22 protein-coding genes are annotated in these 20,627 nt (G+C 55.9%); 9 read left to right on the top strand and 13 right to left on the bottom strand.

Going from position 1 to position 20,627, the window contains the following annotated elements; genetic code table 11:
• Positions 1–94 precede the first annotated feature (94 nt).
• A complete protein-coding gene (locus MME58_RS18630; RefSeq protein WP_054987906.1) occupies positions 95–1,441 on the top strand; it encodes a class II 3-deoxy-7-phosphoheptulonate synthase in 1,347 nt (448 codons plus the stop codon).
• 30 nt (positions 1,442–1,471) lie between these two features.
• Here MME58_RS18630 and MME58_RS18635 read toward each other — a convergent pair whose 3' ends face one another.
• On the bottom strand, positions 1,472–1,705 hold the full coding sequence (locus MME58_RS18635; protein WP_054987905.1) for a DUF1127 domain-containing protein: 234 nt from the start codon (positions 1,703–1,705) through the stop codon (positions 1,472–1,474).
• A 94-nt stretch (positions 1,706–1,799) separates the two neighbouring features.
• On the opposite strand from MME58_RS18635, the gene MME58_RS18640 reads away from it, so the two are divergent.
• Positions 1,800–2,654, top strand: coding sequence for a LysR family transcriptional regulator (locus MME58_RS18640; protein ID WP_210434502.1), 855 nt, complete (start codon positions 1,800–1,802; stop codon positions 2,652–2,654).
• Here MME58_RS18640 and MME58_RS18645 read toward each other — a convergent pair.
• The gene (locus MME58_RS18645) at positions 2,644–3,390 is read right to left on the bottom strand and encodes a sulfite exporter TauE/SafE family protein (protein ID WP_054987903.1); all 747 of its coding nucleotides are present in this window, start codon (positions 3,388–3,390) and stop codon (positions 2,644–2,646) included. The two genes, MME58_RS18640 and MME58_RS18645, sit on opposite strands and share 11 nt — an antisense overlap.
• Before the next feature lie 188 nt (positions 3,391–3,578).
• Between MME58_RS18645 and MME58_RS18650 the strand changes: the two genes are divergently transcribed.
• Positions 3,579–4,052, top strand: a complete 474-nt coding sequence (locus MME58_RS18650; protein WP_054987902.1) for a MarR family winged helix-turn-helix transcriptional regulator — start codon at positions 3,579–3,581, stop codon at positions 4,050–4,052.
• Between the two features lie 235 nt (positions 4,053–4,287).
• Positions 4,288–4,707, top strand: a complete 420-nt coding sequence (locus tag MME58_RS18655; protein ID WP_054987901.1) for an organic hydroperoxide resistance protein — start codon at positions 4,288–4,290, stop codon at positions 4,705–4,707.
• 92 nt (positions 4,708–4,799) lie between these two features.
• Here the strand turns inward: MME58_RS18655 and MME58_RS18660 are convergent, their stop codons facing one another.
• A complete protein-coding gene (locus MME58_RS18660) occupies positions 4,800–5,369 on the bottom strand; it encodes an elongation factor P (protein ID WP_002554550.1) in 570 nt (189 codons plus the stop codon).
• A gap of 99 nt (positions 5,370–5,468) precedes the next feature.
• Positions 5,469–6,605, bottom strand: a complete 1,137-nt coding sequence (gene earP / locus MME58_RS18665; protein ID WP_055006784.1) for an elongation factor P maturation arginine rhamnosyltransferase EarP — start codon at positions 6,603–6,605, stop codon at positions 5,469–5,471.
• A gap of 150 nt (positions 6,606–6,755) precedes the next feature.
• Between earP and MME58_RS18670 the strand changes: the two genes are divergently transcribed.
• From MME58_RS18670 to MME58_RS18680, 3 genes are all read left to right on the top strand, one after another.
• Positions 6,756–7,154 (top strand): hypothetical protein, encoded by a 399-nt coding sequence (locus MME58_RS18670; protein WP_054987899.1) that lies wholly within the window; start codon positions 6,756–6,758, stop codon positions 7,152–7,154.
• Positions 7,155–7,157: 3 nt separating this feature from the next.
• Positions 7,158–7,640 (top strand): GreA/GreB family elongation factor, encoded by a 483-nt coding sequence (locus MME58_RS18675; protein ID WP_054987898.1) that lies wholly within the window; start codon positions 7,158–7,160, stop codon positions 7,638–7,640.
• A gap of 123 nt (positions 7,641–7,763) precedes the next feature.
• A complete protein-coding gene (locus MME58_RS18680; protein WP_002554553.1) occupies positions 7,764–7,970 on the top strand; it encodes a hypothetical protein in 207 nt (68 codons plus the stop codon).
• Positions 7,971–8,042: 72 nt separating this feature from the next.
• Here MME58_RS18680 and MME58_RS18685 read toward each other — a convergent pair whose 3' ends face one another.
• Positions 8,043–9,320, bottom strand: a complete 1,278-nt coding sequence (locus tag MME58_RS18685; protein WP_055006785.1) for an aromatic amino acid transport family protein — start codon at positions 9,318–9,320, stop codon at positions 8,043–8,045.
• A gap of 415 nt (positions 9,321–9,735) precedes the next feature.
• Between MME58_RS18685 and MME58_RS18690 the strand changes: the two genes are divergently transcribed.
• Together MME58_RS18690 and MME58_RS18695 are read left to right on the top strand one after the other, a co-directional pair.
• On the top strand, positions 9,736–10,527 hold the full coding sequence (locus tag MME58_RS18690; RefSeq protein ID WP_055006786.1) for a TlpA disulfide reductase family protein: 792 nt from the start codon (positions 9,736–9,738) through the stop codon (positions 10,525–10,527).
• Between the two features lie 121 nt (positions 10,528–10,648).
• Positions 10,649–11,218, top strand: a complete 570-nt coding sequence (locus MME58_RS18695; protein ID WP_054987895.1) for a TetR/AcrR family transcriptional regulator — start codon at positions 10,649–10,651, stop codon at positions 11,216–11,218.
• Between the two features lie 105 nt (positions 11,219–11,323).
• Here MME58_RS18695 and MME58_RS18700 read toward each other — a convergent pair whose 3' ends face one another.
• From MME58_RS18700 to rpsA, 8 genes are all read right to left on the bottom strand, one after another.
• The gene (locus MME58_RS18700; RefSeq protein ID WP_054987894.1) at positions 11,324–11,671 is read right to left on the bottom strand and encodes a ComEA family DNA-binding protein; all 348 of its coding nucleotides are present in this window, start codon (positions 11,669–11,671) and stop codon (positions 11,324–11,326) included.
• A 159-nt stretch (positions 11,672–11,830) separates the two neighbouring features.
• Positions 11,831–13,825, bottom strand: a complete 1,995-nt coding sequence (locus MME58_RS18705) for a polysaccharide biosynthesis protein (protein WP_055006787.1) — start codon at positions 13,823–13,825, stop codon at positions 11,831–11,833.
• Positions 13,826–13,923: 98 nt separating this feature from the next.
• The gene (locus MME58_RS18710; RefSeq protein WP_054987892.1) at positions 13,924–14,940 is read right to left on the bottom strand and encodes an MraY family glycosyltransferase; all 1,017 of its coding nucleotides are present in this window, start codon (positions 14,938–14,940) and stop codon (positions 13,924–13,926) included.
• Entirely contained in the window at positions 14,933–15,910 is a 978-nt protein-coding gene (locus tag MME58_RS18715) for a UDP-glucose 4-epimerase family protein (RefSeq protein WP_054987891.1), read from the bottom strand. Before MME58_RS18715 ends, MME58_RS18710 begins: the two co-directional genes overlap by 8 nt.
• 263 nt (positions 15,911–16,173) lie before the next feature.
• Positions 16,174–17,616, bottom strand: a complete 1,443-nt coding sequence (locus MME58_RS18720) for an MBL fold metallo-hydrolase RNA specificity domain-containing protein (protein WP_055006788.1) — start codon at positions 17,614–17,616, stop codon at positions 16,174–16,176.
• Positions 17,617–18,027: 411 nt separating this feature from the next.
• The gene (locus MME58_RS18725; protein WP_055006789.1) at positions 18,028–18,270 is read right to left on the bottom strand and encodes a lipopolysaccharide assembly protein LapA domain-containing protein; all 243 of its coding nucleotides are present in this window, start codon (positions 18,268–18,270) and stop codon (positions 18,028–18,030) included.
• Positions 18,271–18,294: 24 nt separating this feature from the next.
• The gene (ihfB, locus tag MME58_RS18730; RefSeq protein ID WP_054987888.1) at positions 18,295–18,591 is read right to left on the bottom strand and encodes an integration host factor subunit beta; all 297 of its coding nucleotides are present in this window, start codon (positions 18,589–18,591) and stop codon (positions 18,295–18,297) included.
• A gap of 325 nt (positions 18,592–18,916) precedes the next feature.
• Complete coding sequence (gene rpsA, locus MME58_RS18735; RefSeq protein WP_054987887.1) at positions 18,917–20,608, bottom strand: 30S ribosomal protein S1; 1,692 nt, start codon at positions 20,606–20,608, stop codon at positions 18,917–18,919.
• Positions 20,609–20,627: the final 19 nt, after the last annotated feature.

The following is a 20,627-nucleotide window of genomic DNA, read 5'->3' on the forward strand; positions in this document are numbered from 1 at the left end:
AGGCCGTAAAGCCGCCCCAATGGTCTGCGCTACACTGGCAGAGCAACTGCGAACTGCTAACATGCCAACCCGACTGCATAACCTAGAGCCAATAATGAGCCAACCCTGGAGCCCCGACAGCTGGCGGGCACTGCCGATCCAGCAGCAACCACACTACCCCGACGCCGAACATTTGCGGAAGGTCGAGCAGACCCTGGCCAGCTATCCGCCGCTGGTGTTTGCCGGCGAAGCCCGGGAGTTGCGCCGCCAGTTTGCCGAAGTGACTCAGGGTCGCGCTTTCCTGTTGCAGGGCGGCGACTGCGCGGAAAGCTTCATGGAGTTTTCCGCCGCCAAGATTCGCGACACCTTCAAGGTGCTGCTGCAGATGGCGATCGTGATGACCTTCGCCGCCGGTTGCCCGGTGGTGAAAGTCGGGCGCATGGCCGGCCAATTTGCCAAGCCACGTTCGGCCAATGATGAAACCATCGACGGCGTGACCTTTCCGGCGTACCGCGGCGACATCGTCAACGGCATCGGTTTCGATGAGAAAAGCCGAGTGCCGGACCCGCAACGCCTGCTCCAGGCCTATAACCAGTCCACCGCCACCCTGAATCTGCTGCGCGCCTTCGCACAGGGCGGATTCGCCGACCTGCATCAGGTGCACAAGTGGAATCTGGACTTCATCGCCAACTCGGCGCTGGCCGACAAATACAGCCAACTGGCGGGACGCATCGATGAAACCCTGGCGTTCATGCGCGCCTGCGGTATGGACAGTTCGCCGCAATTGCGCGAAACCAGCTTTTTCACTGCCCACGAGGCATTGCTGCTCAACTACGAAGAAGCCTTCGTGCGGCGCGACAGCCTGACCCATGATTATTACGATTGCTCGGCACACATGCTGTGGATCGGTGACCGTACCCGGCAACTCGATGGCGCACATGTCGAATTCTTGCGCGGGGTCAACAACCCGATAGGCGTCAAGGTCGGGCCGAGCATGAACACCGACGACCTGATTCGTCTGATCGACATTCTCAATCCGGACAACGATCCGGGACGCCTGAACCTGATAGCCCGCATGGGGGCCGACAAGGTCGGTGATCATTTGCCACAGTTGATCCGCGCCGTCGAACGCGAGGGTCGCAACGTGCTGTGGAGCTCCGACCCGATGCACGGTAATACCATCAAGGCCAGCAGTGGCTACAAGACCCGCGATTTTGCGCAGATACTTGGTGAAGTGAAGCAGTTTTTCCAGGTGCATCAGGCAGAGGGCACTTACGCAGGGGGCATCCATATCGAAATGACCGGGCAGAACGTCACCGAATGCATCGGCGGCGCCCGTCCGATCACCGAAGACGGTCTTTCGGATCGCTATCACACGCACTGCGACCCACGCATGAACGCCGATCAGTCGCTGGAACTGGCCTTCCTGATTGCCGAGACACTCAAGCAGGTCAGGCGCTGAATCGACCCACATCACTCATGCGCTGATCCGTCAGCGCTTGAGTGGATCGTCCCAGAACGGCCGCTCGGTCTCTTCCAGGATGTCTGCACGACTCAAGCCCATATCTTTCAATGCTGCATCGCTCATCTGCGCCAGATAACGGCGCTGGCGATGCAGCTCCAGCCAACGCCGCATACGACGCGTCCAGGCAACCAGCCTGCCACCGAGCCGAGCTTGCCAGGCAGGGACCGCTGCCAATACATAACCTTTTTGACCTTTCATCATCTTGCCCTCCAGACGGGATGACTGAAGTCTCACCCCTGACATAAGATCAATCCAACGAATGTTTCTTATGCAGTCCATCTGGGAGATTGATGTATTGGCTATCTACCCGAGCATTGATACCGAGCTGCTTCGCACCTTCGTGGCGATCGCCGACCACGGTGGTTTCACCCGCGCAGGTGAGGCCGTCAACCGCACCCAGTCGGCGGTCAGCATGCAGATGAAGCGCTTGGAAGAAGATGTCGTGCAGCGCCCGCTGTTTCAGCGGGAAGGCCGGATTTTGAACCTGACTGCAGAGGGTCAGGTATTGCTCGGCTACGCGCGACGCATTCTCAAGTTGCACAGTGAGGTATTCAACACGCTGCGCGAACCGCACATGGTCGGCGTGGTGAAAATCGGCTCCCCGGACGATTACGTAATGCGCTTCCTGCCCGGCATCCTGGCGCAGTTCGCGCAGGCCTATCCGCTGGTTCAGGTAGAAGTGCATTGCGAGCCTTCGGACCTTCTGCTGCAACGCCAGGATCTTGATATGACCATTGTGACGCGCAAGCCCGGCACCGAGATCGGCACACTGCTGCGTCATGAACGTCTGGTGTGGATGGAGGCCATCGGCTTTGCACCCCATGAGCGAACGCCTATCCCGCTGGCGATGTTCAATACGCATTGCTTCTGCCGCGACTGGGCCTGCAATGCTCTGGACAGCGTCGAGCGTGATTACCGTATCGCCTACAGCAGCTCCAGCATGGCGGCAATCACCGCAGTGGTCAGCGCAGGCCTGGCAGTCACCGCACAGTTTCAAAGCCTGATCACGGCGGATTTGCGCATCCTCGGCGAGGCCGAGCAATTGCCCGAGCTGCCAACGGCCAGCATCGTGCTGCTGCGCAATCCGAAAACCACCTCGCCCATCACCGAGTGCATGGCCGATTACATCATCGACGGCTTCAAACCTTGAGCGCGAGGATCACCGCGCAGAACACCAGAAACACGCAGAACATCAGGCGCAGCGTTCGCTCCGGCAACGAGTGCGCCAGCCTGACGCCCCAACTGATGCTGGCCAGCCCGCCGATGGCCAGTGGAACGCCCATCGACCAGTTGACGTGGTCGTGCAACGCATAGGTAACCAGCGTGATCCCGGTGCTCGGCGCTGCAAGCGACAGCGCCAACCCTTGTGCCACAACCTGTGTAGCACCAAACACGCTGGTAAGGATCGGCGTTGCAACCACCCCGCCGCCTACACCGAACAAACCGCCGGTCACGCCGGAGCCGACACCAAGCAGCCACAACCACTTTTCATGGCGCAAGCCGCCAACCGCCTGATTGCTGCGCCAGTACATCTGCGCGACATTGAATACCGTCAGGACCACCAGAAAGCCGACAAAACCCAGGCGCATGCCTTGAGGGTCAATGCGCACCGCCAGCAATGACGTCAGCCAGGCAAACATAAAACTGGGAACGATCAACATCAGCGCATTGCGCAGCAAAATCCGGTTGCGCTGGTTGTAGCGCCACAAGGCGAGTAACACGTTAGGCAGCACCATCAACAACGCCGTCCCTTGTGCCAATTGCTGATCCAGACCGAACAGCACCCCCAGCGCGGGAATTGCCACAAGACCACCACCGATCCCGAACAGTCCCCCAAGGGTGCCCATTGCCGCACCCAGTAACACAAACATCACAATTTCAATCACACTACATCCCCACCCGGTCAATGGCCAAATGCTACGCAGTCCTGCGCGCAACCGACACCCGGTGATCCCGTTTTTTTCGCGCACGACGCACGATGCCAGCGCGGCGAACCTACAAGAGCGGATTTATCTGGCGCGTTAAAGAATGCACCACTAAGTTAAACTCATTCGATTGAATTTGAGGACCTGATATGAGTGCCGACGAAGGCCTTGGCCACGCTGCATCTGCCGATTGCGATTCGCTGCTGCTGGACAACCAATTGTGTTTCGCCCTGTATTCCACCTCGTTGATGATGACCAAGGTTTACAAACCGCTGCTCCAGGCGCTCGGCCTGACTTATCCGCAGTATCTGGCAATGATGGTGCTGTGGGAAAAAGACGGGCTTACCGTGGGTGATGTCAGCACGCGCCTGCTTACCGATCCCGGATCGTTGACACCTTTGCTCAAGCGCCTTGAGGGCGAAGGCTTTATCAGCCGTACCCGCAGCAAGGAGGACGAACGCGTGGTGCTGCTGCATCTGACGGAACAAGGCCGTGCACTGCAACACCAGGCACTGAACGTGCCCGGCTGTATTTTGTCGGCGAGCGGCCTGAACATGGAAAGACTTCATGAGCTGCAGGCCCAGTTGCTGGACTTGCGTGACCATCTGCACCAGAGCCTTTAAGACAAACGATACCTCGGCTCTGCTTGCCTGCCTCTCGTCGCACCAGCCCCATGCACCGCGGGGCTGAGAGAATTTCCAGCCTGCCGCAACGGCAATCTTCCTGCCTCGTACAGACCTCAATAAATTTTTCGAAATTTAGCTTGCGCGCAAACTATCATCGAGCTACCTTTGCGTTGTAATTAATTATCGCGCAAGTATTTTGCGCAAAAACGTCGCCATCAAACGAGGAAAGCTCATGGACACTCTCTACACCGCAGTTGCAACCGCCACCGGCGGCCGTGATGGTCGCGCTGTTTCCGACGACAAGATTCTCGACGTCAAGCTGGCGACCCCGAAAGAACTCGGCGGTGCTGGCGGCGCAGCCACCAATCCTGAGCAGCTGTTTGCTGCCGGTTATTCGGCCTGCTTCATCGGAGCCCTGAAATTTGTTGCGGGTCAAAGCAAACGCAGCATTCCGACAGACACCTCGATCACTGCTCACGTAGGAATCGGCCAGATCCCTGGCGGTTTCGGCCTGGACATCGACCTGCATGTCAGCCTGCCAGGTCTGGAACAGGCTGACGCCCAGCAATTGGTCGATGCCGCTCACGTGGTCTGCCCTTACTCCAACGCCACGCGTGGCAATGTCGATGTGCGTCTGCACGTGACTGTCTGACACCGCCAGCATGGCGGTGCGGCAAGAATGTCAGGCACAAAAAAACCCGCAGCGATGCGGGTTTTTTGCGTAACGGGGTTACACAACCGTGCTTACTTGGCACGGCCTTTGTAGGAACCACCTTCACGGGTATCGATCTCGATCATGTCGCCGATTTCGATGAAGTCAGCAACGCTCAGCTCGGTGCCGTTTTTCAGTTTGGCAGGCTTCATGACCTTGCCGGACGTGTCGCCACGAGCCGAACCTTCGGTGTAGTCAACCTGACGCACGATGGTGGTCGGCAGCTCTACGGAAACCAGACGGTCCTCGAAGAACACGGCTTCGCAGACATCGGTCATGCCTTCTTCAACGAATGGCAGAACGCTTTCGATGTCTTCGGCGTTCAGCTCGTACATGGTGTAGTCAGTGGTGTCCATGAACGTGTAGGTGTCACCGCTGATGAAAGACAGGGTGGCTTCCTTGCGATCCAGGATCACGTCGTCCAGCTTGTCGTCAGCGCTGTAAACGATCTCGGTCTTGTAACCGGTCAGCAGGTTTTTCAGCTTGGTCTTCATGATCGCGCTGTTACGACCGGACTTGGTGAATTCAGCTTTCTGAACCAGCCAAGGATCGTTTTCGAGACGGATCACAGTACCGGGTTTCAGCTCTTTACCAGTTTTCATTGCATATATCCGAATTTGGATGGAATTAACCAAAGGCTCTGTACGAGAAACAGCCTGCTCAGGCCTTTTTCGTACAGAGCCTTGTATCAAGGCCGCGTATCATAGCGAATTTACATAAAACTGCACCAGCGCCGTGGCAAGATCAGTCTGTGCGGCTTGTTGCAGGCACCAGCGCTCGGCATGCCTGTCGATCTGCGGCCAGTGCTCTGTGAGCGCCTCCCAGCTTTCGTTCAGATCGCTACCGGCATTCCAGTGCTGCCAGAACTGATTCAAGGCCTGAGCTGCCGCGGCCTCAAGACCCTCCAGGTAGAGCGTCAAAAACGCATCAAGCTTGGGCAGGTGCGCATCGTCTTCCTGCTGATAGATGTGCCAGAGCATCGGCCGACCTGCCCATTGCGCACGGACAAACGAGTCTTCGCCGCGCACGATGTTGAAATCGCAGCTCCACAGCAGATGATCGTAGTGTTCCTGGCGGATGAACGGTAAAACCTGAATCGTGAGCCCTTCCCTTACCTGCATGAACCCGGCATGCACCTCATCGCCAAGACCCAGCCAGCGCCGCAGATCGCCAAGAATGCGCCCCTCGGGCAACAGCAGATGAGTCGGCAGAGTGCTGCTGGCCAGCGCGTCAAGCCAGCTGCCGAGCGCGGGGTTTTCATAGGCAAATACCGAGATCAGACGAGCCTCAGGCAACGGTTCGACACCCAGGCCCTGCAAGAAAACGCGCCTCGCGGCCGTGTCCCGCTGAAACGCCTGCCGCTGCTCGATCAGGTTTCTTTCGCGCAGCAGGCCGCCTGTGGTGTCGCAAAACCCGGGAAAGAAAAAGAACTTCTTCAATCCGTTCATCTGTGGCGAAGGCAGGCCGTGGCAGCCAGATACACAGTCCTCGGCACTGAGATAATCAAGATTCAACCACAGCGGCCTCGGAGAGCGCTGCAACATGGACTCGATGTACCGCGTCGGCAGGCGGCACGCGAAGGCTTCGATGACGGCATCGGGAATATCGCTACCAACCCATTCGGTCGGCCATTGGCACACCCTCACGCCCTCGTGACACTGCTGCAACGCCTGCGGGTCCGCGTCGGGGCACAGGCGAACGAAGGCCGACAGATCGTCGATCCATAAACGCACCTGCAGCCCCTGCTCGGCAACCAGTTGGCGGGCCAGACGCCAGGTCACGCCAGCATCACCGTAGTTGTCGACTACGCTGCAAAAAATGTCCCATGAGGCTTTCATCCCGGCTCCCTGAGGCTGGATGGCAAAAACGCTGATTGTCGTTCAGAACGGCCTGCTGTCACCAGCCCGATGCAAATGGACAGCACAGTTTTCATGCCCGGCCATAAGGCATGGCACAATCACATCTGTTGCCCTGCAAGGAGTTCAGCCATGTCGTCCACTACCCGCCGTCGCGATCTGTATGTGTCGTTGAAGTTGATTGTCTGCATTGCGCTGGGCATCTGGCTGGGCGCAATGGCGGTGTTTCTGACCGCTCTGCTGTTTTACAAAAGCCTGCCGGCGGCGCAGACCCAGGCGCTGGAAAACGCCGCGACACAGATCACTGCCCCGCCTCTGCAAAAAACTGCGCCATCCTCCGGGCCGGAGACTGAAATGTTCCGCAAGTACGAGCAAAGTCTGCGTGAAAGCGAGGCGCGTCAGGCTCATGAGCAAGCTCAGGAACAACAGCAGCGCACCTTCAACCGTTCGAAGTGTGATTTCTGGATACAACAGGATCGTACTGCACCAAGCGAGAAAAGCCGTGCCAGCATCAATCAGTACTGCGGATAAACCATGAACAAGCAGGATGTGCTGCAACTGATCATCGACAAGCTGGAAAGCGATCTGGATATCGCACAACGGGCGGCACAGACCGCCTACGAAACAGCCACACACGAAGAGAACATTGCCGAGAACAAGTACGACACGCTGGGGCTGGAGGCATCCTATCTGGCGGCAGGCCAGGCGCGACGCGTCGAGGAAATCCGTCAGTCACTGGCCGCCTATCGGAACTGGACGCTCAAGCCATTCGATGAATCACGCGGTATTCAGACCGGTGATCTGATCGTCGTCGAAGCCCTGAGCGGTCAGACCCGTTGCCTGTTTCTGGGCCCCGACGCCGCTGGCCTGAAGGTCAGCGCAGGGGATCAACAGGTCATGGTCATCACGGCCAAAGCGCCGTTGGGGCAAAGTCTGCTGGGCAAATTCGAAGACGATGCCGTACAGATTGTCATCAACGGCAACGGACAATCCTATGAAATCACACTAACGATGTGACACACCCGGCATCTGCAGGGTTGATCGCACCAAGTTTTTGTGGGTAAGGTGAACCGTCGCCATCACCACCGCAACCGGGGCAACATCAAAGCAAACAAGGACTAAAACCCAAGGAGATTTTTCATGACGAACGTCATCGCTTTCCCTGACGCCCATGAACGTGATCGCCTGAAGTCCAGTCAAGATCCGGCGTTGAGATACCTGAACAAGAAAGAGCGACAGTTGATCGACCAATTGCGTTCGACCAGCCATGCAGGACGTCAGTACGTTTACGACTATGCCAGCATCATGCACTTGTCCAGGCCGTTGTATCCCGAACCAGTGGATTGATCATCACCGTAGCGCCTGAACAAAGACTGCGCCGGGACATCGGCGCAGCCTTCGAGGCTCTGGCGGTCAGGCTCAGCGAGTCAGCGAAAAGATGAGTGCCGATATCGCCACCACACCAGCGGCCACCACAAAGTAGTTGGACCATGCACCGGCATATTTGCGCATGGCTGGCACCTTGTAGACGGCATACATCGGCATCAGAAACAGCAAGGCCGAGATCACAGGCCCGCCCAACGTTTCGATCATGCCCAGAATGCTCGGATTAAGCGTTGCAACCAGCCAGCACACCACCAGCATGAAGGCTGCTGTCATACGGTCCAGAGCCTTCGGCGCAGGGCGACGACCGGCTTTCAGAACCAGCCCCTTCAAACCCTCGCTGGCCCCTATGTAGTGGCCGAGAAACGACTTGGAAATGGCCACGAATGCAATCAGCGGCGCGACAAAGGCAATAGTCGGATTGTTGAAGTGGTTGGCCAGGTAGGACAGGATCGAGATGTTCTGCGCCTTGGCTTCGGCCAACTGGTCTGGCGACAGCGTCAATACGCAACTGAACACGAAGAACAACACCATCACTACCATCAAACCATGAGCGCGAGCCAGAATCTGCGAGCTGCGCACCTCGGCGTTTTCACCGTACTGGCGCTTCTGATCAACGGCAAAGGCCGAGATGATCGGCGTGTGGTTGAAAGAGAACACCATCACCGGAATAGCCAGCCACAGGGTCGGTATGAACGCCGAGGGTTCTGGAAAGGTCGTCGCGGTACTCAGAATGCCACCTGTCCAGTGCGGGATCAGGAATACCGCCAGAAACAGCAGTGCGACAATGAACGGGTAAACCATCAGGCTCATGGCCTTTACGATGAACCGCTCGCCACAGCGCACCACCGCCAGCAGCCCCATGATCAGTACGAACGCCAACGCTGCGCGTGGTGGCGGTGTCATGTGCAACTGATGCTCTAGAAAACTGCCCACGGTATTGGTGAGTGCGACGCTGTAGATAAGCAGGATCGGGAAGATTGCAAAGAAGTACAGCAAGGTAATCATCGCGCCGGCACTTTTGCCGAAATGCTGCTCGACCACTTCTGTGATATCGGCCCCCTCACGCCCGGACAGCACGAAACGAGTCAGCCCACGGTGGGCGTAGAACGTCATGGGAAATGCCAGCAGCGCCAGCGCCATCAGCGGCCAGAACCCACCGATACCTGCGTTGATTGGCAAAAACAGGGTACCCGCACCGATGGCGGTACCGAACAATCCGAGCATCCAGGTGGTGTCATTACGATTCCACGACGCAACGCTCTCGGGAGCTACATCCAGGCGTTCTACGACGCCATTAGCCTGATCATTCATCCGGTCGACTCTCCGTGGCCGGTTTATCAAAAAGGGAAACGCGTCGAAAAAGCCGGCAGTTCAGCGCTCCCCTCGAAAACAGCGGGCGAGATTCTCCGGGATTGACGCCAGAAGTCAAAGGCTTGTAGGACAATAGTTTCTTCCACAACAAGCCGGCATTCGAGCGTACGCCTTCTGTACAAAGGGCTGGAGGACGGTCGACCTCTTGTCGAGGAATCAGTATTCAAACAGCTTACGAGCTCAATCCAGCCGCCCACACGGCCGAACATCCGGGAACAGTTCTGCGTTTTTCCTGGAGGGGTTAGCAGCGATACAATTCCGCGCCTATGCAGTGTGCAAAAGATTGTCGTCAGGTAGATGAGCGCACCGACAGCTGAATGTGATCCCGGCAAAATCCCTTCAAGGACCAAAAACGATGTTGAGCATCAACGCCGGGCCGTTCGCCCCTGCGATATCCCACCTGTTGTTGTTGGGCGCCTTGATAGCGGCCACCTGGGCAGAGGCGCGGCTCGTCCGGCATACCCTGTCCAGAAAGACCGCCGTATTCGGAATTTTCATTCTGGGCATCGTCACCGCACGTGTCGCATTCGTTCTGACCTATTTCGCGCAGTACAGCGACACCCCCTGGAAGGCGCTGGACATCCGTGATGGCGGCTTTATGGCCTGGCCCGGGGTTATCTGCGCCCTGCTGGGCGTCTTGATCATCGGCTGGCACCGTCCCGAACAGCGTCGCGCGCTGACGTTCGGAATGGGCATCGGACTGGCAATCTGGGTATCGGGCAGTTTGATCCTGGACCATTATCAAAAGCGCATTGCATTGCCTGATACAACGCTTTGGACGCTGACTGGCGAGCCGGCCAGGGTCTCCGACTACCGGGGTAAACCGATGGTCGTCAACCTTTGGGCCACCTGGTGCCCTCCATGTCGCCGCGAAATGCCGGTACTGCGCGATATGCAACGGCAACGCAAGGACATCACATTTCTGTTCGTCAATCAGGCCGAAAGCGCCGGGGCAGTCAGCGACTATCTGTCTACGCAGCAACTGGTGCTGAGCAACAGTTTTCTGGATCCGCACGGCGAGTTCGCCCGCCAGGTCGGTTCGGCGGCGCTTCCCACTACTCTTTTCTATTCGCCGGACGGACGCCTGATCGGCAATCATCTGGGCGAATTGTCCAGAGCCAGCCTCACTCATTATCTGGATAAATAGTCAGGTATTCACCTTACTGATTGAGCTGAAGTTCACATTGCGAGCGAAAGCCTGCTGCATCGTTTCATCTATCCATGTATAAATGCGCTTACACCTTGGCCAATCTCTGGAGACTCAGCGCATGCGTTACGCGCTCGATCATAAGGCCCAAACGCACCAACGCATCGTCAAGGAAGCGTCTATGCGCTTCCGTCGCGATGGCATCGGTGCTACGGGCTTACAACCTTTGATGAAGGCACTAGGCTTGACCCACGGCGGTTTCTACGCGCATTTCAAATCCAAGGATGATCTTGTTGAACAGGCATTGAGTCACGCCCTCGACAATGTAAAAGGAATCACCAGCGAGGTTTTCGCCAGACAGGACTCGCTCAGTGAATTCATTGATCTCTACTTATCACTCACCAGTCGTGATGCGTCGGACGGCGGTTGTCCGTTACCGACCATGTGCCTGGAACTGGGGCAGCGAGACCAACCCAGCGCGACGACGGATAAAATCATCCTTCACCTGCTGGAACAATTCGATCAGTCCCTGACGCCGACCGGCCTGGAATCCAGAAGCCTTCCGGTACTGTCTGCGTTGGTAGGTGGCCTGGTACTGGCCCGGAGTGCGTTTGACGACGAACTGTCACTGCGCATTCTCGACACGACCCGTGACTATCTCAAACAGGAGATAAAAAGGAGCGCCAACTGACGATTGAAAACAAGACTTTCTCGGGAGCAGTAACGCCCGTTTGAAAGTTTCCAGACACACAGGCCGATCAATCATCGGCCTGTGTGCTTTCAGTTGCCGGGACCGTCAGTCGATTGCAAGTTTCTCGCGATTCCTTTCCAGAATGGCTTTGCCGATGCCTTTCACTTCGATCAACTCGTCGACCGAGGTAAATTCGCCGTTGGCGTCCCGATAGGCAACGATGGCATCGGCCTTGTTCTTGCCGATACCCGCCAGTTCTTTCTGAAGCGTTTGTGCATCAGCGGTATTGAGATTGACCCTGTCGTTACGTTGCTCAAGAGCAGCAGCGGGCGCTGCGTTCTCCATCATGGCTGACTGAGACACCGGAGGCTGAGACGAAGGATCGGCGCTGACCGCGACCGAGGTGCTGGTGAGCAAAGCAAAGATCAAGGCGCTGAAGATACTGGTTCGCATAGATTAAAGCTCCATAGCAGTTCAAGGCAGCATTCCACATGCTGTGCCTGAAACTTAGAGCACTACTGCGCCCTGGAAAAGAAGTCGAGCGTTGCTGACTATGTCCAGATCAATCAACGTATGTCTATGGCTGATCAGGCCCCGTAATGACTGATAAGATCAGGTTTCGCCGCTGCGTTCCTGATACATCCAGTCAACAATTTCACCTTCCGGCGTATACCCGTTGACGGTTTCTCGCAGTAATTGACGCACACTGTTGTAGTCATCCCGGTCTACCGCATCCAGCAGTTTTGTAAGACGGCCCTTCAGGACATCCCACTGCAGACAATCTTCATTCGCACTCATGATCATCGGGTGTTCGGTGGCGACGACATTGTCCCCGATCAATAGCTCTTCATAGAGTTTTTCGCCAGGACGCAACCCGGTGAACTCGATGGAAATATCGCCTTGCGGGTTTTTCTCGGAACGAATGGACAAGCCGGAAAGATGGATCATTTTCTCTGCCAGTTCGACAATCTTGACCGGCTCGCCCATGTCCAGAACAAACACATCTCCGCCATGCCCCATCGAGCCCGCCTGTATGACCAGTTGAGCAGCCTCGGGAATGGTCATGAAGTAGCGGGTGATCTTGGGATGCGTTACCGTCAGCGGCCCACCCGACTGAATCTGCTTGTGGAACAGCGGAATGACCGAGCCGGACGACCCGAGTACATTGCCGAAACGAACCATCGTGAAGCGCGTCTTGTTGACCTGATAAACGTTGGCCTTGTCACCGAAAATCACGGGGGCCGTCTCGCGACTCAACGCCTGCAATATCAACTCGGCAAGGCGCTTGGTGCTGCCCATCACGTTGGTCGGACGGACCGCCTTGTCGGTGGAAATCAGAACGAAGTTGGAAACCCCTGCCTGCAAAGCTGCCTGTGCGGTGTTGAGCGTACCGACGACATTGTTGATGACCCCTTCGGCAATATTGTGCTCGACCATGGGTACATGTTTGTAGGCCGCTGCGTGGTACACCGTGTCGACCTTCCAGGTTTTCATGATCGACAGCAGTTTTGGATGATTGCGTACCGAACCGAGTATGGGCAATAACTTGACCGAAAGAGATTCACGAGCTGCACGCTGCTCAAGTTCGGAGAGAATGCTGTAGAGGTTGAACTCGCTATGGTCCAGCAACAACAACTGAGTGGGCTGCAGCAGCAGTATCTGCCGGCACAGCTCTGAACCGATCGAGCCGCCTGCGCCGGTCACCAAGACCGTTTTACCCTTGATGCAATGCTCCAGCAGGTTGTCTCGGGCCGGAACGGAATCTCGCCCCAACAGGTCAGCGATATCGACCTCCTGCAGATCGTCGACCTTGACCCTGCCAGCGGCAAGATCCATGAAGCCGGGAACACTTCGTACGTGGAGCGGAAAGCCTTCCAGAAAACCCAGAATTTCCCGACGACGCCCGCGCGATGAAGACGGGATCGCCAAGAGAATTTCCTGAGCACCGGTGGAATCTATCATCCGCTGGATATTTCGTGGCTTGTAGACCTGAAGGCCGGAAATCACCCGATTGGAAATCGATTCGTCATCATCGATGAACGCCACCGGATGCATCAAACGCCCCATTCGCAATGCAGCGACCAGCTGGTTTCCTGCTGCGCCTGCACCATAGATGGCAACTTTCTGCAAACCGTTGTCACTCTTGGCAAAGGGTACGTGCTGCGCAGCCGCGAACCAGTCACCCAGAAAATACTGGCGCATGGCAAGACGCAAGCCGCCAATCATTACCATGCTCAGCCACCAGTAATTGAAGATGACCGAACGCGGGACCAATTGCTGGTGATTGCTGTATACGTAGACCATGCAGCCGAGAATCAACGACGACATCGTGACCGCCTTGATGATCGCAATCAGGGCGTCGTTGCCAAAATAGCGCATTACCGCGCGGTACATGCCAAAACGAATGAACAACGGAATAGCCGCCAGCGGCGCACTGATGAACAGCCACGTGTGCTTCTCGAGCGGGTTGACCAACTCGTCGATCCCCAACCGAACGACAAACGACATCCACAGGGCGAGCCAGACAAGAAGAACGTCAGCAGCTACCTGAATTATTCTCTTTTTGCGGCGTGGTAGGGCCAGCAAACTGGCCCGCAACCTGCTCATCAATTCTATAATGCTCCGTTGTGCTACCGGTTTGAACATCACTTAAACCGGCATTTATGAAACAGCTACATGTGTGAGACAACCGGAAAACGGCTTCGTTACGTGATTTCCGCCTCGCCGGCGCGGAACCTGAGCGCCAGAAAAATCAAGGGCACGTAGGCAATTACCGTCCACATCAGCCCTGCACCGCCGCCGAGCGCCACCCACATCGCAACAGGCAACAGCCAGACCAGATTGATCAGCCCGACAGTCAGCGTAACCAGCAAATGGCTGCCGTAATGGCGCGACGCGAACTGATACCCGTGGCTGCGATGAGCCTCGTAGAGCCGTTCTCTACGTAACATACGCCTGACAAGCGTTACGGTGGCATCGACAATAAAAACACCCAGCAGAATCAGCCAGGACCAGAATAACTGAGGCGACGCCCAGGAACCCTGAATGGATAGCACGCCGAGTACGATTCCAAGAAATCCGCTGCCCGCATCGCCCATGAATATCTTCGCTGGAGGAACGTTCCAGTAGAGGAAGCCGGCGACAGCCACGGCCAGCAAGAGTGCTTCCCACGACAAGCCGACATAGCCACCCAGGGCATAAATGATGCTCATACCCATGCAGACTGTGACCGCCTCTACACCGGCTATCCCGTCAATACCGTCCATGAAGTTATAGAGATTCAACATCCATACCAGATAGAACGCCGCGAGTACCTGTCCGACCGGACCAGGCGTAAACGTCCAGCCCATGACGTCAACCGGAGCAAGCCCGTCCAGCCAGAACAACGCCCAGGCGGCGGCAACAAAATGCCCCAGCAAGCGCCATCGTGCCGCGATGTGCCCATGATCGTCCATGAAACCGATCACAGCGACCAGGCCACCCGAGCCGACGATTGCGGCAAGAGCCGGGGCGGACAAATGCCCCATCCAAGCCAGGATGACCAACGCCATGACAAACGCGACGACGATGGAAACGCCGCCGCCCCGAGGCGTAGGAATGGAATGCGAACTGCGGGCATTCGGTACGTCAATCAAACTTCTGGCGAGGGCATACTTGCGCAGCAACGCCGTTAGAATCAGAGACAGAAAGGCAATGACGATTACTGACAGCCACTCAATCATGCTTGTCGTGCTCCAGATAATATCGAGCAGTATCCTGCATGGCCTTTTCAATACTCACAGGTGGATGCCAGTCCAGCATCGTACAGGTTTTACTGATGTCGACCTGTAGAGAGCTGCATAACCGTTGTGAAAAAGCTTTTTTGCCAAGCATTGCCGCAACGCCTTTCAGCAGTGGCGCAGGCAGCGGCAGCAACCGGGCCGGTTTGCCGAGGGCCTTGCCTATTTCGCGCAGAAGCCGGGTGGTGGACAGATCGTCCCCGTCGCTGACCAGAAACGTCTGGTCGGCTGCAGCAGGATGATCGACGCAGACCACTACCAGATCGGCCAGATTATCCACCGCCACAAGGCTTCTGCGATTATCGACAGACCCGAGGGGCAAAGGCAGCCTCTTGTCGAGCCAGCGCATCATGCTTCTGAAGTTAGCCTTGACCCCGGGACCATAGACCAGAACCGGGCGAATGATCACCACCTCCATGCCGGTCCGGACAGACAACGCGCGCAAGCCCTCCTCGGCCTTTTGCTTGGAGACGCCGTAAGCATCCAGAGGATGGCAAGGATCGTCCGCCATGAACGGTTCGCCGGGGCGCGTGAACTCGCCGCAGGCCTTGATGGAGCTGAGGAAAATGAAGCGCCTGACCCCTGCCGCTGCCGCCTGCTCGGCGAGATTCAGCGTCGCGGTGACATTGGCGCGAAAATACTCCTGATCGGGCTCGTCAGCAGTTTCATTAAGAACATGAACCCGGGCGGCACAATGAATAAGCACATTCGCGCCGGTCACAAGACTTGCCCATTGGTTATCCGGTGCCAGAGACTGCGCGGTGACGACATTGATACGTTGCGTGCGGGCATAGGGGCCTCTAGCCGCCACCCGGACAGAATAGCCGGTGCGCTCGATCAATCGGCGAACCACAGCACTGCCCACGAAACCTGTCGCACCTGTTATCGCAACCAATGCAACATCACCACTCATGCAAGAATGCCTCTCCAAATAGCGCCAAATATTCCTTATGTGGCGCTTTTTGACAATAAAAATATCTTAAATTGATTTTATAACTTCCCCGTTGCCTTAAAAAGACGGTGCAGCGATGAACCTGACTGAGAGGTATAACTACCGAACTAACAGACTCTCCGACATACCCTCGTCTGCCCGGAGTGACACACGCTTATCTGGTTCCGGTGCAGACGGTGGATTTTATTACCCGCCAGCCGGTAACTAGCGTGCCCGGCACACTGTCAGGGTATAAGCAGTTCCAAGGCTCTTTTTTCCAGCGCATATTTGCGATTCAGAATATTCCCCAGCGCCTTTTTCGCAGCGGCCTCGCCGTGTACCAGCCGGATCTGCGCTGGCCATTCGTTCATACCTGTGACGAACTCCACCAGCTCGGCCTGATCGGCATGCGCAGAATAGCCTTTGGCGGTATGGATGCCGGCACGAATATAAAAGCGCTCGCGATCCAGCTCGACATATCCCCCCAGCGGACCATGTAACTGAATGGCCGCACCTGGCGTTCCCTTGGCCTGATAACCGACAAATACCACGTTATGACGAGTGTCGCCCAGCATGGCTTTCAGGTAATTGACAATTCTGCCTCCCGCACACATGCCATTGCCGGCAATCACAATGGCCGGACGCGCAGTGCTGGACAGGTAATTGACCGTGCGCAGGTGTTGCTCATGCGTATCGATGGTAATCAGCTGCCGGAAGCCCAACGGCTTTCTGCCGACGTCCAGCTTCAACCGGGCATCTTCGTCCCAATAGTCTTCGAATGACTGATAGACCTTTGTGAAACGGCTGGCCAACGGAGAATCAAGGATGATCGGCAATCTTGACCAATCAGCAGGCCGCACTTCTTCTCCACCCACATGCTCGCGAGGTTCAGCCGAATGATTCGAAAGCATTTTACGCTGCAGAATATCTTCCAGCTCATAGAGCAATTCCTGAGTACGACCGATGCTGAACGCCGGTATCAGAACAGTGCCGTTATCTTCTAACGCCTTGTCTATGATCCGCTCGAGCTCTTGCTGGCGAATGCTGCGATCCTGATGAAGACGATCGCCATAGGTGCTTTCAAGAATCAGCACATCTGCACGCCCGGGAGACTTCGGGGCAGGCAGAAAGGGGGTATGGCTTGCGCCAAGATCACCGGAAAAGACCACACTGACCGAACGCTCTTGTGCAGGATATTGCAGATCACACTCTATGTAGGCCGATCCCAGTATATGTCCGGCACGCTGCAATCGAACCCGGCAGCGCAGCGACTCATGGTCCACCAGACTGAACCAGTTATCGAATGGCAGGGCGATGATTCGCTTGTTGATGATTTCCAGGTAGCGCTCGACCTGCCCGGGGTCGTGTGCAAAATCGATCTTCAAGAGGTCCTCCATAACCAGTGGCAACAGATGAGCGCTGGGCTCGCTGCACAATATAGGCCCCTTGTAACCGGATGCCAGCAACTCGGGAATACGCCCGACATGGTCATTGTGGACATGGGTAATCAGTAGCGCCCTGATGCTCACTGGGTCGAACCCGAACGAGACAGGCCCTGCACGCTCGCCGCGCTCCTGCACCGACCCACAGTCGATCAACAGACTACTTGATGCGTCCATGCACAGCTGATGGCAAGAGCCCGTCACCGTATCGACAGCACCGTGATGAATGATTTCCGGATAAGACATGCAGTTACCTTTTCTTGCCAGCCTGTACTTGATGTTTGCAACATCCGGCTTCGGATCTGGACAGTAGTTTGGGCGCATTCTGCACGTGAACGGCTTATTTTCAAGACTTGACATAAGGCCTTCAGAACAACAACAAAAACTGCTGTCAGTAAAGACTACTCGCCAGCCCTTTAGAATGGGAGATCAAATTAAAAAAGAGAATATTCCTACATAGATAAGTAACTATCCCCTATAAAGCAGAGGACTAAACTGACTCAACTATAAGGCCTGTATTTTGATAAAAACGGAAACATGCATGAAGTTCAGGCGGACTGCAAAACAATGCATGCAGCTTTATTGAGCGCGAGGGCGTGATGAATGCGCACTATCACGTCGCCAGAAATGCCTCCGGCGACACCTGATCTGCGCTGCTCAGACGGAGCGAGGGGAAGGCGTACGTTTTTTACGGAAGCTGGCTATCCACGTCAGCACCGGACCGATAACCATGCCCAAAAGCAGGGCAAGGACTACGGGTAATGCCAAAGGAAGCTGAGGCGCTGACCAGCCAAAAAAGGTCACGGCAACGGATTGCTGGTTTTCGAGCACGAATACAGTTGTTGCCAAAACAGCAAGCAATAAGGCGACGATCAAAATGACTCGTTTGAAGATACGCATCTGGTGATCCTGTGGTGGATGGCTTTAAAAGCCCTCGTCTTCATCCTCATTGACCCGATCTCGCAGCTCCTTGCCCGGCTTGAAATGCGGGACAAACTTGCCGTCGAGACTGACCGACTGACCGGTCTTCGGATTGCGCCCTACTCGCGGTGCACGATAATGCAGCGAAAAGCTGCCAAAACCCCGAATTTCGATTCGGTCACCGGTCGCCAGGCACTGGGACATTTGTTCAAGCATGGTCTTGATGGCCAGCTCGACATCCTTGGATGAGAGCAGCCCTTGATGGGTGACAATTCGTTCGATCAACTCCGACTTCGTCATATTTTTCCCTTCTTTTTCAAGCAGCTAGATCAGCGCTTGGAAGGTTTTAGCATGACCGGATGATTTTGAACAGCCCATCTATTGACTTATGTTCAACCCTGTCTACAGGGCATGAGCAGATTACACCCGCATTACAGCCGAACCCTATCGGAATAGAGCTGGAGCATTCGAAGAAAACGGGACGGTCTTGAGAGCCTACTGAGGGCATTTAGCGGGCTACGCTGTGCCTACCCGCCGACATTCGTAATGTACGGGCCTGGGAGGCCTGAGCAACGGAAATAAAAAAGGACGACCGAAGTCGTCCTTTTTTGTGGAGAAGCAGAACTTAGTTCTGTTTTTCCATTTGCGCGCGCAGCAGATCACCAATGGTGGTAGGACCAGTGCTTTCAGCGACTTCAGGCTTGCTACGCAGGCTCTGAATAGCTTCTTTCTCGTCTTCAACGTCTTTCGACTTGATGGACAAGCTGATTACGCGGCTCTTGCGGTCAACGCTGATGATCTTCGCTTCGATCTCTTCGCCTTCTTTCAGAACGTTGCGCGCGTCTTCAACGCGGTCACGGCTGATCTCGGAGGCTTTCAGAGTCGCTTCGATGTCGTCGGCCAAGGTGATGATAGCGCCTTTGGCATCAACTTCTTTAACGGTACCACGAACGATAGCGCCTTTGTCATTGACAGTGACGTACTCGGAGAACGGATCACTTTCCAGTTGCTTGATACCCAGCGAGATACGCTCACGCTCAGGATCAACAGACAGGATCACGGTGTCGAGCTCGTCGCCCTTCTTGAAGCGACGTACGGCTTCTTCGCCCACTTCGTTCCAGGAGATGTCGGACAGGTGAACCAGACCGTCGATGCCGCCGTCCAGACCAATGAAGATGCCGAAATCGGTGATCGACTTGATGGTGCCGGAGATTTTATCGCCCTTGTTGAACTGGCCAGAGAAATCTTCCCACGGGTTGGATTTGCACTGTTTGATGCCGAGGGAGATACGACGACGCTCTTCGTCGATATCCAGAACCATGACTTCCACTTCGTCGCCAACCTGAACGACTTTCGAAGGGTGGATGTTCTTGTTGGTCCAGTCCATTTCGGAAACGTGTACCAGGCCTTCCACGCCTTCTTCCAGCTCTGCGAAGCAGCCGTAGTCGGTCAGGTTGGTAACACGCGCGGTAACGCGGGTGCTTTCCGGGTAGCGAGCCTTGATAGCAACCCATGGGTCTTCACCCAGTTGCTTCAGACCCAGGGAAACACGATTGCGCTCGCGATCGTATTTCAGGACCTTTACATCGATCTCGTCGCCAACGTTGACGATTTCCGATGGATGCTTGATACGCTTCCAGGCCATGTCGGTGATGTGCAGCAGGCCATCGACGCCACCCAGATCGACGAATGCGCCGTAATCGGTGAGGTTCTTGACGATACCTTTGACTTGCTGACCTTCCTGCAGGGACTCGAGCAGAGCTTCGCGCTCGGCACTGTTCTCGGCTTCCAGGACACTGCGACGGGAAACGACAACGTTGTTGCGCTTCTGGTCCAGCTTGATGACCTTGAACTCGAGCTCTTTGCCTTCCAGGTGAGTCGTGTCGCGCACAGGGCGGACGTCAACCAGAGAACCAGGCAGGAACGCACGGATGCCGTTAACGTCGACAGTGAAGCCGCCTTTAACCTTACCGTTGATAACGCCCTTGACCACTTCTTCAGCTGCGAAAGCCGCTTCCAGAACGATCCAGCACTCGGCACGCTTGGCTTTTTCGCGGGACAGCTTGGTTTCGCCAAAGCCATCTTCGACCGCGTCCAGCGCAACGTGAACTTCATCACCGATCTTGATGGTCAGCTCGCCAGCGTCGTTGTGGAACTGTTCCAGCGGGATGAGGCCTTCAGATTTCAGACCGGCGTGAACCGTAACCCAACCTGCCTGGTAATCGATATCCACGATGATAGCGGTGATGATCGAACCGGCCTGAAGGTTGAGGGTCTTTAGGCTTTCTTCAAAAAGTTCTGCAAAGCTTTCGCTCATTTTAATTCCTGTTGATCAA

The sequence above is a fragment of the Pseudomonas syringae pv. tagetis genome, assembly GCF_022557255.1.
GTDB classification, from domain to species: domain Bacteria; phylum Pseudomonadota; class Gammaproteobacteria; order Pseudomonadales; family Pseudomonadaceae; genus Aquipseudomonas; species Aquipseudomonas caricapapayae.

What these genes read in the sequence shown, in the direction of transcription:
- MME58_RS18630 (WP_054987906.1), top strand. Translation starts at nt 95, where the DNA reads ATGAGCCAACCCTGGAGCCCCGACAGCTGGCGGGCACTGCCGATCCAG.
- MME58_RS18635 (WP_054987905.1), bottom strand. Translation starts at nt 1,705, where the DNA reads ATGATGAAAGGTCAAAAAGGTTATGTATTGGCAGCGGTCCCTGCCTGG.
- MME58_RS18650 (WP_054987902.1), top strand. Translation starts at nt 3,579, where the DNA reads ATGAGTGCCGACGAAGGCCTTGGCCACGCTGCATCTGCCGATTGCGAT.
- MME58_RS18655 (WP_054987901.1), top strand. Translation starts at nt 4,288, where the DNA reads ATGGACACTCTCTACACCGCAGTTGCAACCGCCACCGGCGGCCGTGAT.
- MME58_RS18660 (WP_002554550.1), bottom strand. Translation starts at nt 5,369, where the DNA reads ATGAAAACTGGTAAAGAGCTGAAACCCGGTACTGTGATCCGTCTCGAA.
- earP (WP_055006784.1), bottom strand. Translation starts at nt 6,605, where the DNA reads ATGAAAGCCTCATGGGACATTTTTTGCAGCGTAGTCGACAACTACGGT.
- MME58_RS18670 (WP_054987899.1), top strand. Translation starts at nt 6,756, where the DNA reads ATGTCGTCCACTACCCGCCGTCGCGATCTGTATGTGTCGTTGAAGTTG.
- MME58_RS18675 (WP_054987898.1), top strand. Translation starts at nt 7,158, where the DNA reads ATGAACAAGCAGGATGTGCTGCAACTGATCATCGACAAGCTGGAAAGC.
- MME58_RS18680 (WP_002554553.1), top strand. Translation starts at nt 7,764, where the DNA reads ATGACGAACGTCATCGCTTTCCCTGACGCCCATGAACGTGATCGCCTG.
- MME58_RS18685 (WP_055006785.1), bottom strand. Translation starts at nt 9,320, where the DNA reads ATGAATGATCAGGCTAATGGCGTCGTAGAACGCCTGGATGTAGCTCCC.
- MME58_RS18690 (WP_055006786.1), top strand. Translation starts at nt 9,736, where the DNA reads ATGTTGAGCATCAACGCCGGGCCGTTCGCCCCTGCGATATCCCACCTG.
- MME58_RS18695 (WP_054987895.1), top strand. Translation starts at nt 10,649, where the DNA reads ATGCGTTACGCGCTCGATCATAAGGCCCAAACGCACCAACGCATCGTC.
- MME58_RS18700 (WP_054987894.1), bottom strand. Translation starts at nt 11,671, where the DNA reads ATGCGAACCAGTATCTTCAGCGCCTTGATCTTTGCTTTGCTCACCAGC.
- MME58_RS18705 (WP_055006787.1), bottom strand. Translation starts at nt 13,825, where the DNA reads ATGAGCAGGTTGCGGGCCAGTTTGCTGGCCCTACCACGCCGCAAAAAG.
- MME58_RS18710 (WP_054987892.1), bottom strand. Translation starts at nt 14,940, where the DNA reads ATGATTGAGTGGCTGTCAGTAATCGTCATTGCCTTTCTGTCTCTGATT.
- MME58_RS18715 (WP_054987891.1), bottom strand. Translation starts at nt 15,910, where the DNA reads ATGAGTGGTGATGTTGCATTGGTTGCGATAACAGGTGCGACAGGTTTC.
- MME58_RS18720 (WP_055006788.1), bottom strand. Translation starts at nt 17,616, where the DNA reads ATGTCTTATCCGGAAATCATTCATCACGGTGCTGTCGATACGGTGACG.
- MME58_RS18725 (WP_055006789.1), bottom strand. Translation starts at nt 18,270, where the DNA reads ATGCGTATCTTCAAACGAGTCATTTTGATCGTCGCCTTATTGCTTGCT.
- ihfB (WP_054987888.1), bottom strand. Translation starts at nt 18,591, where the DNA reads ATGACGAAGTCGGAGTTGATCGAACGAATTGTCACCCATCAAGGGCTG.
- rpsA (WP_054987887.1), bottom strand. Translation starts at nt 20,608, where the DNA reads ATGAGCGAAAGCTTTGCAGAACTTTTTGAAGAAAGCCTAAAGACCCTC.